Origin of the sequence: Nonomuraea pusilla, from assembly GCF_900109355.1 — a bacterium.
Taxonomy (GTDB): Bacteria; Actinomycetota; Actinomycetes; order Streptosporangiales; family Streptosporangiaceae; genus Nonomuraea; species Nonomuraea pusilla.
On the sequence record NZ_FOBF01000012.1, the window covers coordinates 22723 to 34991 of the forward strand.

At 73.9% G+C, this 12269-nt stretch carries 11 protein-coding genes; 6 read left to right on the forward strand and 5 right to left on the reverse strand.

Annotated elements, in window-relative coordinates; all coding sequences use genetic code 11:
• Positions 1–49: 49 nt before the first annotated feature.
• A complete protein-coding gene (locus BMX74_RS24095) occupies positions 50–1021 on the forward strand; it encodes a helix-turn-helix transcriptional regulator (protein ID WP_055502880.1) in 972 nt (323 codons plus the stop codon).
• A gap of 59 nt (positions 1022–1080) precedes the next feature.
• Here BMX74_RS24095 and BMX74_RS24100 read toward each other — a convergent pair whose 3' ends face one another.
• Positions 1081–3645, reverse strand: a complete 2565-nt coding sequence (locus BMX74_RS24100) for a collagenase (protein WP_256257247.1) — start codon at positions 3643–3645, stop codon at positions 1081–1083.
• Between the two features lie 161 nt (positions 3646–3806).
• Between BMX74_RS24100 and BMX74_RS24105 the strand changes: the two genes are divergently transcribed.
• A complete protein-coding gene (locus tag BMX74_RS24105; protein ID WP_055502878.1) occupies positions 3807–4763 on the forward strand; it encodes a LysR family transcriptional regulator in 957 nt (318 codons plus the stop codon).
• A gap of 48 nt (positions 4764–4811) precedes the next feature.
• Positions 4812–5144: a cupin domain-containing protein gene (locus BMX74_RS24110; protein ID WP_055502877.1), complete on the forward strand. Its 333-nt coding sequence runs from the start codon at positions 4812–4814 to the stop codon at positions 5142–5144.
• 51 nt (positions 5145–5195) lie between these two features.
• On the opposite strand, the gene BMX74_RS24115 is transcribed toward BMX74_RS24110, so the two are convergent.
• Positions 5196–5666, reverse strand: coding sequence for an ATP-binding protein (locus BMX74_RS24115; RefSeq protein WP_236714674.1), 471 nt, complete (start codon positions 5664–5666; stop codon positions 5196–5198).
• Between the two features lie 230 nt (positions 5667–5896).
• Here BMX74_RS24115 and BMX74_RS24120 point away from each other — a divergent pair, with 230 nt between their 5' ends.
• The 3 genes from BMX74_RS24120 to BMX74_RS24130 are packed head-to-tail and all read left to right on the forward strand — an operon-like array spanning position 5897 to position 7805.
• Entirely contained in the window at positions 5897–6364 is a 468-nt protein-coding gene (locus BMX74_RS24120) for an adenylyltransferase/cytidyltransferase family protein (RefSeq protein ID WP_055502876.1), read from the forward strand.
• A 51-nt stretch (positions 6365–6415) separates the two neighbouring features.
• The gene (locus BMX74_RS24125; RefSeq protein WP_091102975.1) at positions 6416–7003 is read left to right on the forward strand and encodes a phosphatase PAP2 family protein; all 588 of its coding nucleotides are present in this window, start codon (positions 6416–6418) and stop codon (positions 7001–7003) included.
• 58 nt (positions 7004–7061) lie between these two features.
• Entirely contained in the window at positions 7062–7805 is a 744-nt protein-coding gene (locus BMX74_RS24130) for a DUF427 domain-containing protein (protein ID WP_091102977.1), read from the forward strand.
• A gap of 193 nt (positions 7806–7998) precedes the next feature.
• Here the strand turns inward: BMX74_RS24130 and BMX74_RS24140 are convergent, their stop codons facing one another.
• The 3 genes from BMX74_RS24140 to BMX74_RS24150 are packed head-to-tail and all read right to left on the reverse strand — an operon-like array spanning position 7999 to position 12229.
• Positions 7999–9261 carry a M20/M25/M40 family metallo-hydrolase gene (locus BMX74_RS24140; protein WP_055502873.1) on the reverse strand — a complete coding sequence of 421 codons (1263 nt, stop codon included), beginning with the start codon at positions 9259–9261 and terminating at the stop codon, positions 7999–8001.
• Positions 9258–11120: a dipeptidyl-peptidase 5 gene (locus BMX74_RS24145; protein ID WP_091102979.1), complete on the reverse strand. Its 1863-nt coding sequence runs from the start codon at positions 11118–11120 to the stop codon at positions 9258–9260. The genes BMX74_RS24140 and BMX74_RS24145 overlap by 4 nt, the downstream gene beginning before the upstream one ends.
• Positions 11121–11125: 5 nt before the next feature.
• Positions 11126–12229: a C39 family peptidase gene (locus BMX74_RS24150; protein WP_420538140.1), complete on the reverse strand. Its 1104-nt coding sequence runs from the start codon at positions 12227–12229 to the stop codon at positions 11126–11128.
• Positions 12230–12269 lie beyond the last annotated feature (40 nt).

Genomic DNA, 12269 nt, shown 5'->3' on the forward strand with positions numbered 1-12269 from the left:
GGCTCAGCGATGAAAGGTCCAAGATCCGGCAGGCTGATATAAAGAGGCGGTGGCCGAGATCTCGCTGGACGTCCACCAACTGCAGGCGTTCGCCGAGGTCGGATACCAGGTCGCGGGCGGCGGCGGCGCCCGGGGCGCCATGGCGGCGCTGCGCCGCGTGGTCCCGCTCGACGCGTACGAGTTCGTGGCGTACGACCCCGCCACCGGGCGGCACCGCAGCGTCGTCTCCGACGGCCACCCGCGCATCGACGGCGACGCCGCCGAGGAGTACGCCGCGCTCGACGCCTACCGCACGGCCCTGTCCACGCGCGCGCCGGTCCGCATGCCCGCCCCCGGCACCGAACGCTACTTCCGCCGCCACCTGGCCCCCTACGGCTGGCGGGCCGGGCTGACCGCGCCGCTGTTCCTGGCCGAGGGCCGCTACACGGGGCTGCTGCACCTCACCTCCAGGGAGCCGTTCCCCGGGCGCACCGGCGCGCTGGTGGCGGCGGTCGCGCCCATGCTGGCGCACGTCACCGACCTGACCAGGTGCGTGATCGACCCCGTCGGGCTCCCGCCGGACTTCCGCGCCGTCGCCTTCGACCGGCTGGGCGCGCGCCGGGAGGTGCCGGGGCGGGAGGTCTCCGCCGCCGTCCGCGACGACCCCGGCATGGCCGCCTTCGCCCGCGCCTTCATCGACTCGCGCGAGCTGAGCAGGCACGGGCTGTGGCTCGACCGGGCCGGGCGCTGGCACGAGGTGCGGGTGCTGCGGGCCGGCGTCGGCTACCAGGGGACCCTGCAGGGCGCCGTCGTCGCCGAGCGCCCCTGCGTCCTGCCGTACGAGCTGACCGGCAGGGAGGTGGACGTCCTCACCCGGGTGGCCGCGGGCGACTCCAACCCGCAGATCGCGGCGGCCCTCGTGCTCAGCGTCCGCACCGTGACGACCCACCTGGAGCACATCTTCGCCAAGCTCGGCTGTGACAGCCGCACCAGGCTCACGACGAAGGCCCTCGCCGAGGGCCTGTGCCGGCTGGACGTCTGAGCCCGTGGAAGGGGCCGGGACCGGAGGAGGGATCCGGTCCCGGCCGTCCGGGGGTGCTGTCAGAACTCGGTCTTGACGGTCGCGCCGGAGAAGGACTGCGCGGCGTGCAGGCTGATGTAGACGTAGCCCGCCGGCGGGTCGGTGACGGTCAGCGTCTCGCCGTTGCCGGCGTTGGCGGAGCGCTGCGTGTACGACGAGGTGGTGGCCCAGGAGGACGGGTTGAAGTACAGGTCCGCGTTCCCGGTGCCGCCGGAGGAGGTGATCGTCAGCTTCCGCACCCCCGACGGGAGGTACAGGTACAGGTAGGCGTAGTTCCCCGACGTCGCCGACAGGTTGCTCCGCTGGCAGTTCCTGCCGAGCTGGCGCGGGTCGGCGCCGGTGCACTCGGGCACGGACGACCCGCCGCCCGACACGGTCACCTGCTTGCTGGTGGTGCCGGTGGCGCCGCCGTCGTCGGTCACGGTGAGCTTGACCGTGTACGTCCCCGCTGCCGCGTACGTGTGCGACGGGTCGGCGGCGGTGGAGGAGCCGCCGTCGCCGAAGTCCCAGCTGCGCGCGGCGACGGTGCCGTCGGCGTCGGTGGAGGTGTCGGTGAAGGCGGCGGTCAGCCCGTTCGCGGTGAACGTGAACCCGGCCGAGGGCGCCTGGTTCGTCCCGCCGCCGCCCGAGCAGGACCCGGCGGCGCAGGCGGCCAGCCAGGTGGACCAGTCGGAGTCGTAGCGGCTGCCGATCGAGCTCGTCAGGAAGGTCCTGGCGGAGCTCCACGCGCCGGTGCGGTAGTGGCCGAGCACGGTGTCCACGTCGCCGCGGTGCCGCTCGTACATGTAGCGCACGGCCAGGTAGCCCCAGCGGTAGATGCGGGTGGTGTCGTGGCCGTAGGTCGTGTCCCACAGGGTGCTGAGCGCGTACGTCCGCCTGCCCGCCTCGGTGATGGCGGCGTCGTAGACGACCTTCCTGTAGGAGTAGGAGACGTACTCGGCGAAGCCCTCGATCCACCAGACGGTCGGGGTGGAGACGCCGGCGGCGAAGTCGCCGTACATGTCGAACCGGCCGTCGAGGTAGTGGGTGTACTCGTGGTTGAGGTTCCAGATCTGGAAGTCCGGCCGCACCCATTCGGCCTCGTAGGCGATGAACCTCGGCTGGTTGCCGGCGGCGGCCGGGTCGCCCTCCAGGTACATGCCGCCGTTGTTGGTGTCGATGCCGAACATCGGCCCGGCGTAGGTCTGGTAGTCGGTGCTGGAGTCGAACACGACCACTTCCAGTGTGGTGTTGTCGTCGTCCGCCACCGGCCGGCCGCCGTCCCTGGCCAGGTCGTGGAAGAACGCGTCCTGGTTCGCCAGGCTGGAGCAGGTGCTCGTGAGCTGCGCGGACGTCATGTCCTGCGCCCTGATGCGCAGGCTCGCGCCGCAGGTGTGGGTGATCGGCAGCACCTCGGCGGCCAGCCGGGTCTGCAGGTCGCAGGTGCCGTAGTAGGCGCAGTCGGCCTTGTCGTACGAGTCGGTCATCTCGGCCACGCCGACCCACAGCGCGGCGGTCGTGCCCTTGATGCTGCTGCGGTCCAGCAGGTCCTTGGCCATCGGCCGCACCGTGTCGCGCAGCGTGGCGTGCTGGAGGAAGCGGCCGAGCTCGCGGCCGGCGTTGGAGGTCAGGTAGGCGCGGCCGGTGCCGAGCAGGGACAGGTGACCGACGGCGAAGCGCTGCAGCGTCGTCAGCACGCTCGGGTCGGACTGGACGGCCGTGACGAAGGCGGGCACCTGGTGGCCGCGGAACAGCACGGTGTAGACGCCGTTGACGGCGTTCAGCATCCACCAGGACGCGTCGTAGCTGCTGTCGTAGCCGTCGAGCAGGCGCTTGACGACGTGCAGGTAGCGGTCGTTCTGCTCGGCGCTGTCGATGAGGATGACCGCCTCCGACAGCACCTCGCCGTTGGCGTCGCTGACGGTCCAGGCGCGCGAGGAGCCGAAGAAGGAGTCGAGGCCGGCCTGGATCGCGGTCCTCAGCGTCGTGCCGTAGGCCCCGACGTCCGCCGGGTGGTACCAGTGCACGTAGTACCCGGCCCGCAGGTAGAGCACGAGCTGCGCGGTGCCGGTGGTGTTGTCGCCCGGGTACGACGTGCCGTTGTCGCGCAGCGCGTACGCCACGGAGGCCATCTGCGACTCGCGGAAGGCGGCGGACGCGTCGGCGCCGGTCAGGCTGAACAGGGTGTTGACGCAGTCGGTGGTGGACGACTTGATCTGCTGCACCAGCGCGCCGCCGGTCCTGCTGGTGAAGTCGGAGACGGCGCAGGCCGCGGCGGTCCTGGCCGCCTTGCCCGTGGCTGACGGGCGCGGGTGCTTGGACGCCTGGGGCGGCTGGTCGTAGTCGCGGCGCAGCGCGTCCTTGGAGGCGGGCAGCGGGGCGCGGTCGCGCACGTCGAGCCGCCCCGCCCGTACGTGCTCGGGGTCGTCGGCGGCGGACGGGGTGAGCGCGGCGGCGGGCGGCGGCTCGGCCGTGGCGGCGGCCGTCACGGCGGCGGCGGTGGTGGCGGTGGTGGCGGCGGCGGGTGTCGCGGCGAGGGGCTGGAGGAGGAGGCCGAACGCGGCCAGGGGCACGAGCAATCGCCGGCGTGAGAGGACATGGGGCACGGGGGGACCTCCGGGGGGTGTCCTGTCCATCGCGGGATGCGAGGTTGCCCCGAAGTGTGGTGCGCCCGCCCCGGCCGCGGTCATAGCGCGTGACATAAGTGTTGGCTATGAGTTCACCGGAAGGTCGGGCCGCAGGAGGTGAAATGTCACATAATTCGGACATGGACCTTGAGCTCAGGCATCTCCGGATGATCTGCGCCATCGCCGAGACCGGCAGCGTGACCAGGGCCGCGGCCCGCCTCGGCCTGACCCAGCCCGCCATGACCACCCAGCTCAGGAAGGTCGAGAAGATCGTCGGCGGCGAGCTCTTCGTCCGCAGCCGGTCCGGGGCCGCCCCCACCCTCCTGGGACGCCAGGTCGTCGCCCGGGCGAGGATCGTCCTGTCGGAGATCGACGGTCTGTTCTGCGACCTGCGCGACGCCCACGCCCCCGCCACCCGGCTCCAGCTCGGCAGCGTCCACACCGCGTGCGTCGCCACCGTCGTGGACCGGGTCGGGGAGGAGCTTCCCGGCCGCGCCGTCTCCCTGCGGATCGAGCCGTCGGCCGTGCTGCTCGCCGACGCCCTGGCCCAGGGCGAGCTGGACGCCGCCCTCATGGGCATGATGGAGGGCTTCGACGTCCCGCTCCGCGCCCCCGTCGTCAGCAGGACGCTGATCCCGCACCACCCGATCTTCGTCGCGCTCTCGGCGGCGCACCCGCTGGCCGAGCTCGCCGAGATCCCGCTCGGCGCGCTGCGCGAGGAGTCCTGGATCAGCCCGCCCGGCGCCGACGACGGCTCGCTCGCGGCGCTGCGCGCCTCCTGCCGCGCCGCCGGTTTCGAGCCTGACGTCCGGTACGACGCGCCCAGCGGCGGCGGCCACCACCTCGTGGCCGCCGGGCACGGCGTACGCCTGGTGGACCCCACCTGGCCGCCGCAGCCCGGCACCGCCGTCCGCCCCCTCGCCGGGGAGCCGCAGGCCGCCAGGCTCGTCGTCGCCTGGCGGCGCGACCGCCTGAGCACCCAGGCCGCGGCGGCCGTCTACCGCGGGCTCGCCACCGCCTTCCTCGGCCACGTCGACGACAATCCCGCCTTCCGCCGCTGGTGGGACGCCCACCCGGAGACCCACCCCCTGCTGTAGCCGGAGCGGGGGCGCGTGAGGCGGCGACGGCCGGGGGAGACTGGCGGAATGGAGACGTACTCACTGGAGAGCCGGGCACGGGGGCTGCTGGAACGGGCCGCCGCCTCGTCGGGGCGGGCCGCGGAGACGCTCGTCGGCGGGAGCGGGCGGGTGCTGCGCCAGACGCTCCTGGCGCTCACCGCGGGCACCTCGCTCGCCGAGCACGACAACCCGGGCGAGGCGACCCTGCTGGTGGTCAAGGGCAGCGTACGGCTGCGCAGCGGCGAGGAGTCGTGGGAGGGATCCGCCGGAGACCTGCTGACGGTGCCCGGCGCCCGCCACAGCCTGGAGGCCCTGCAGGACGCCGCGGTGCTGCTCAGCGTCGCCAGGACGGGGAGCTGACCCGCGCGGCCGGGCGCGCCGGCGTCCTCGCGGACCCCGGCCGTCCGCCCCTCACGGCTTGCCCTCCTCCCGCAGCAGCTCGAACCAGACCGTCGTCGAGCCGTCGCTCCTGGCGAAGCCCCAGCGGTGGCTGAGCGCGTCCACCAGCGGCAGGCCGCGGCCGGTCGTCGCGCCCGCGCCCGTGCGGCACACGCACGGCGGGCCGTCCGACCCGGCGTCGGCGACGTACACGCGGACGAGCTCGTCGGAGCTGCGCACCGCCACGGTGAAGGAGCCGCCCGCGCCCGACCGGGAGTGCAGGACCGCGTTCGTGGCCAGCTCGCTGGTGAGCAGCAGGCAGTCGTCGTGGAGCGGGTCGTCCCTGCCGAGTGCCGCGGTCACGAGGGCCCTGGCCCTGGACACCTGCGACGGCAGGCCCGCCAGCACGATCTCGCGGCGTCCCTGCCCCGGGCCGGCCGCGCGGGCGGGCCTCTCCTGGGCGGGACGGGCTCCGTTGACGCGGTGGGACTCCAGCGGTGTCACGGCGATCTCCCCCAATGATGGCCCCGATGATGGCGACGTCATGAGACGCCCCAGACCGCCGCCGGAGATTATCGCGAAAAGGTAGGAATGCTCTTTCCCGTGGTCGCCTGCGTGACCGGTTCCGGCGACCGAGTACGCTGCGATCGACGAGTCGTCTAGGAGGGGTGCCTGCCCGTGGGGGAGCGCAGCGAACACAGCAGCCAGCCCGCCCGGCCGTCCGGGGAGGCCGCGTGAGCAGCCTGGAGGCCGTCTGGGTGCGGCCGTACGACGAGCCCGGGTCGGCGGTGGTCACCGGCGTCTTCGACATCCTGCACGTCGGCCACGTGCGCTACCTCGGCGCCGTGGCGGCGCGCGGGCTCCCGCTCGTGGTGGGCGTCGAGGACGACCCCCGCGTGCGGGCGTGGAAGGGGCCGACCCGGCCGTTCAACCCGGCCGCCGAACGCGCCGAGGTGCTGGCCGCCCTGCGGTTCGTCACCGGCGTGTTCATCGTGACGGGGCCGCCGCAGGCGCACGGGCCCGAGGACTACATCGACCTGCTGGCCCCGATGCGTCCCGGCGCGCTCGCCCACACGAGCGGCGACCCGCACGCGGGGTCCCGCGCGGCCGCCGCGGCCATCCTCGGGGCGGAGTGCTGGGAGATGCCGGCCATCCCCGACCGCTCCACCACCCGCATCGTCAAGGCGGCCGGCAGAGGCTGACCCCCACAGGTTCGCGGCCCGGCGGGCCATGATCGCGTACTGTGTCGTGACATGACAGGCGATGTGCTGGCTCGGCGGGTGACCGACCTGCTGGCGCCCCAGGTGCTGGTCATCGGGATGCCCCCGGCCGTCGGGCTGCTCGGCCAGGGCTGGGCGGGCGCCGCGTGGGGGCTGATGGCGTCCGCGCTGTGCGGGGGCGTGCCCGCCGCGGTGATCGCGCTCGGCGTCCGCTCGGGCAGGCTCGACTCCCACCACATCGTCGACCGCGCCCGCCGCACCGGCCCGCTGCTCGCCGCCGTGGCGGCGGTGCTGGCGGCGCTGGTGCTGCTCGTCGCGCTCGGCGCGCCCACGCTGCTGGTCGCCACCGTGACCGCGATGCTCGTGGCGCTGGCCGTGACGGTGCCCGTCACGCTGCGCTGGAAGATCTCGTTCCACGCCGCGGTGTGCGCGGGGACGGTCGTGGTGCTGGCGCACGTCCTGCCCGCGGTGCCCACCCTGCTCGCCGGGGCCGCCGTCGTGGCGCTGGTCTGCTGGTCGCGGGTACGCCTCGCGCACCACACCTGGCCGCAGGTCGGGGCGGGGGCCGTGACGGGGGCGCTCGTCACGTGGGGCACGCTCGCCGCGTTCGGCCTCGGCTAGGCCGCCCGTACGTCCCCTGGCCCGGAATAGGGGCGGACGGCGCGGGGTTGGCGCGAGCATGGATGCCACGAGCCGCGGCCGGGTGCGCGTCGAGCGCACGGCCAAGCGTGTCAGGACCTATCTGGGCGGGCGGCCGGTGGCCGACACCACGCGCGCCCTCCTGGTGTGGGAGGTCCCGTACTACCCCACCTACTACTTCCCGCTGGAGGACGTCGAGCCGTCGGCGCTCAAGCCCACAGGGGAGACCAGCCACTCGCCGAGCAGGGGCGACGCGGAGGTCCACACGGTCGTCTCGGGGGCGGCGCAGGCGCCGGGCGCCGCCCTCGTCCACCGGGAATCACCGCTGGAGCAGATCCGGGGGCACGTCCGCTTCGACTGGGACGCCATGGACGCCTGGTTCGAGGAGGACGAGGAGGTCTACGTCCACGCCCGCGACCCGTACACGCGCGTGGACGTCCTGCCCAGCTCCCGCCACGTCCGGGTGGAGGTCGACGGCGTGACGGTCGCGGACTCGCGGAGCCCGCGCATCCTGTTCGAGACGGGCCTGCCGCCCCGCTACTACCTGCCGAAGACCGACGTGCGGCTCGACCTGCTGGAGCACACCGACACCGTCACGCGCTGCCCGTACAAGGGCACGGCCGAGTACTGGTCGGTCAACGGCCGCCGCGACCTGGCCTGGTCGTACCGGACGCCGCTGCCGGAGAGCCGGGGGATCGCGGGGCTCGTCGCCTTCTACGACGAGAAGCTCGACGTCTACGTGGACGGCGTGCTGCAGGAGCGCCCCGTCACGAAGTTCTCCTGAGCGGTTCTCCTGAGCGGCGGTCACGCCGCCCACAGCGGGTCGCGGCCGAGGTGGCGGAGGAGGGCGGCCACCTCGTCGTCGCCCTCCTGCTCGGGCAGGGCGGCGGCGTACGCGCCCCACGCGCGCAGCGGCTCGACGACGGGGGAAGAACGGCCGGCAGGCGGCCGGCCGGATCTCCCCGGGACGTCCCGGATCAGGTGAGCAGGCGCGTCAGCACCCGGGTCCCGAACTCCAGGCCCTCCACCGGCACCCGCTCGTCCTTGCCGTGGAACATCCCGAAGTAGTCCAGGTCGGGCCTGAGCATGAGCGGCGCGAAGCCGTAGCCCTTGATGCCGATCCTGGCGAACGACTTCGCGTCGGTGCCGCCGCTCATCACGTACGGCACGGGCCTGGCCAGCGGGTCCTCGGCCAGCAGCGAGCCGGCCAGCTCGTCGAAGAACGCCGACGGGTACGGCGCCGACGGCGCCTCCTCCAGGTTGACGAACTCCCGGGTGATCTTCGGCCCGAGCAGCTCGTCGATCGTGTCCAGGAACTCCTCCTGCAGGCCCGGCAGGTAGCGCCCATCGACGTGCGCCTCGGCCGTCGAGGGCACGACGTTCACCTTGTAGCCCGCGTGGAGCATCGTCGGGTTCGCCGAGTTGCGGATCTGGCCCTTGAACAGGCTGCCCAGCGGGCCGAGCCGGGCGGCCTCCTCGTCGAGCCTGTCGAGGTCCACCGGCTGCCCGGTGATCTCCGACAGGCTCTGGATGAGCGCCGCGACCGACGGCGTCAGCCGCACCGGCCACTGGTGGGCGGCCACCCGCGACAGCGCGTGGGCCAGCGTGGCGACCGGGTTGTCCACGGCGGGACGCGACCCGTGCCCGGCCACGCCGTGCGCCGTCAGCTTCATCCACGCGGTGCCGCGCTCGCCCACCGCGATCGGGTAGACGCGGTGCCCGCCGGACGCCACGCTGAAGCCGCCCGACTCGCTGATGGCCTCGGTCACGCCGTCGAACAGCTCCCGGTGCTCGGTCACCGCGTGCCGCGAGCCGTAGTCGCCCGTCGCCTCCTCGTCGGCCAGGAACGCCACCACCAGGTCGCGCCGGGGCCGCACCCCCCGCGCGGCCAGGTCGAGCACGGTCGCGAGCGTCATCGCGCACGACCCCTTCATGTCGACCGCGCCCCGCCCGTACACGCAGTCGTCGTCGATCTCACCCGAGAACGGGTGCATCCGCCACTCCGCCGGGTCGGCCGGCACGACGTCCAGGTGGCCGTGGATGAGCAGGGCGTCGGGCGAGTCGCCGTCGATCCTGGCCACGACCGTGGTCCGCTTCGGCGCCGACTCGAACACCACCGGGTCCAGCCCGGCGTCGGCCAGCAGCGTGGCGACGTACTCGGCGGCCGGGCGCTCGCCCGAACCCGGGTTGGTGGTGTCGAACCTGATCAGATCCGAGCAGATCTCCGCGACGTTCTTCACGCTCTCCCCTTCAAGGTCAACGGCCGCACCTCGGGGAACTCCATGTCGAAGATCAGCCCGTAGAAGGCCAGCTCGGCTTCCAGCACCGCAACGATGGTCTCTTCCCTTCGCCAGCCGTGCTGCTCGCCAGGGAACGTGAGCAATGCCCACTCTTTGCCGTGCTTGTCCAGTTCGGCGACGAACCTCTCGGCTTGGCTGACGTCCACGATGGCGTCCTCCAGACCGTGCAACATCAGACATGGGCCCGACGCCTGGTGCGCGTGCAGCAGCGGCGACCGGTCGGTGTACCTCTGCCGCGTCTCGGGAAGCGGGCCCACCAGACCGTCCAGGTAGCGCGACTCGAAGTCGTGCGTCTCCGCCGCCCAGCTCTCCGGGTCGGTGATGGCGTAGTGGGCGACGCCGCCCGCGAAGACGTCGCTGTGCACCAGCGCCGCGACCGTGGTCCAGCCGCCCGCGCTGCCGCCCCTGATCGCCAGCTTGCCCGCGTCGGCGCGGCCCATCGCGACCAGGCCGCGCGCCACCCTGGCGCAGTCCTGGACGTCCACCACGCCCCACTGGTGGCGCAGCCGCTCCCGGTAGGCCCGGCCGTAGCCGGTGGAGCCGCCGTAGTTGACCACCGCGACGCCCAGCCCCCTGCTGGTGAAGTAGGCGATCTCCAGGTCGAGGACGATCGGCCTGCTGCTCGTCGGCCCGCCGTGCACGAAGATCACGTACGGGGCGGGCCCGCGCACGCCGCGCGGCGGGTACAGGTGCGCGTGGACGCCCTCGACCGTGACCGCCTCCGGCTGCGGCAGCAGGTCGCGGTCCGGCAGCGGCTTGGGCGCCGACACCACCTCGCACGCGCCGCCGCCGAGGTCGGCGAGCACCACCTCCAGCGGCGTGTACGGGGTCCCCCGCACCGCCGCCACCTTGCCGCCCGCCACCGAGACCGTCGAGGCCCAGTACGTCGCGTCGCCCCCGACGTCCCCGATCTCCCCGGTCTGCGGGTCGAGGACGCCCAGGCGGCGGTGGTCGGCGGTGCCGTACACGACGGCCAGGCGGTCGCCCGCCGGCGCGAGGTAGGTGTTGCCCGGCTTCCACGCGGGCCCGCCGAACTCCAGCTCCACCGGCGTCAGGTTGCGCGCCGGCGTGCCGTCGAGCGGCACCAGGTGGACGTTCCACCAGCCCGTCGGGTCGGTCACCGCGTACAGCGAGGACCCGTCGCGCCACTCGGCCTGCGCCACCGACTCCTCCGGCCCGCCCGCCACCACCCGGTACGGCCCGGCCGTGCCGTCGGGCAGCAGCGGGGCCACGCACAGCTCGGTGCCGTCCCACGGCATGTCGGGGTGGTTCCAGCCGATCCACGCGACGTGCCGCCCGTCGGGGGAGACCGCGGGGTTCATGAGGAAGTGGTGCGCCCCGGCCACCACCACGCGCGGCGGGCCGCCGTCCAGCGGCACCGCGACCAGGTCGCGCACGTCGTCCGTCTCGCGCACCGCCCACACCTCGCGCAGGCCGCGCGGCAGGCGGAGGTCGGCGTAACGCGACGGGCCCTCCGGCGTGAGCGGCACGGGCTCGGCGCCCGGCCCGTCGACGCGGTAGAGGCGCTGGTCGGCCCAGTTCGTGAAGACGAGCCCGCCCCCCGGCAGAGGACGCCACGACCGGCCGCCGTACTCGATCACCCGGTTCCTCGCGTTCCAGCCGGGCGGCAGCGCGTCGGCCCGCGAACCGTCCGGCAGGCGGCGCACCACGCAGCGCCTGCCGCCCTCGTGGGGCCGGGGCTCGTCCCACCAGACCTCGACGCCGGAAGGCGTCTCCACGGCCTCCACCCACTGGGGGCCGCCGTCGGTGCGGGCGACGTCGATCGGTCGAATGCTCATTTCTTTCACCAATTGCCATCAGGGGAGTCGGGCAGGGAGACGTCGGGCGGGTGGAGGACGTACACGATGCCCCCGCTGCCCCCACTGCCCCCGCTGCCCGGGCTCCGCAGCCACACGTTCTCGAACGCCGCGCGGGGGTAGACGCGGCGGACCCCCGCGTCGTCCGGCGCGGCCGGGTCGTTCACGACGACGTCGCCACCGGCCGTGACGCCGGTCACGACGAGGAGGTGCCCGTTCGTGGAGTAGCAGGACCCCGGCAACTCCGCCGCCTTGAACGACAGGGACGCCACCAGCGGGATCCCGGCCCGCGCGAACAGCTCAAGCTCGGCGGCCGACCGCAGCCGCGTCACGAACCCGGACAACCCGTAGCGGCCCGCGTAGGCGACGTTGAACGGCCAGTTGCCCGTGCCCTGGTAGCTGTGGTCGTACACGCCCGCCGCCGCGTGGTCCACGGCAGGCGCGGGGTCGTCGTCGCCCATCAGGGCCAGCTCGTCGGGGCCGGGGCCGCGGCCCCAGAAGCCCAGCACCATGGCCACCGACGCCGGGCTGCACCAGTTCGCGCCGCCGCCGTCGAGGTGCGGATGGTGCCCGGCGTGCGCGTGCTGCGAGTGCCTGGGCACGTCCAGTTCCACCGCGTGCCTGGGCACGTCCAGCTCAACCGCGCCGCCGCCCGACGGCCTGCCGGTCGTGACGGGACGCGGCGGAACCGCCGAGGCCAGCACCCCCAGCCCCGTCAGCAGCGCGCCCTCGCCGTGCGCCGTGACCCGCACCTGGTAGGCCACCACGGGCCGCCGCGCCACGAACGTGTCCACGGCCACGTCGCCGTCGCCGTCGCCCTGCCCCGGCACCGAGGTGCGCGGGTCGCCGTGCTCCGACCAGCGGCCCATCACGTACCACTTCGACCACGAGGGGCGCTCCGCCGTGCGGACCCGCAGCTCCACCTCGATCCAGCAGCCGGCCGGCGTGCGGGCCGTCCACGACGGCACGAGCTGCGTGGCCGCGAAGCCCACCGCCCGCTCCTCGCCGGTCCACGCCTCGCCGCCACGCAGCGCCTCGCCGGGCACGGCGAAGCGGGTGAAGGCGACGGGCGCCAGATCGACGGTGAGCACCGGACCCATTGTGGCCGGAGGCTCCCCACGGCGCATCGGT

Bases quoted from the DNA above. Each gene is read 5' to 3' on its own strand.
- BMX74_RS24105 (WP_055502878.1), top strand. From the start codon at position 3,807: ATGGACCTTGAGCTCAGGCATCTCCGGATGATCTGCGCCATCGCCGAG.
- BMX74_RS24110 (WP_055502877.1), top strand. From the start codon at position 4,812: ATGGAGACGTACTCACTGGAGAGCCGGGCACGGGGGCTGCTGGAACGG.
- BMX74_RS24125 (WP_091102975.1), top strand. From the start codon at position 6,416: ATGACAGGCGATGTGCTGGCTCGGCGGGTGACCGACCTGCTGGCGCCC.
- BMX74_RS24130 (WP_091102977.1), top strand. From the start codon at position 7,062: ATGGATGCCACGAGCCGCGGCCGGGTGCGCGTCGAGCGCACGGCCAAG.
- BMX74_RS24145 (WP_091102979.1), bottom strand. From the start codon at position 11,120: ATGAGCATTCGACCGATCGACGTCGCCCGCACCGACGGCGGCCCCCAG.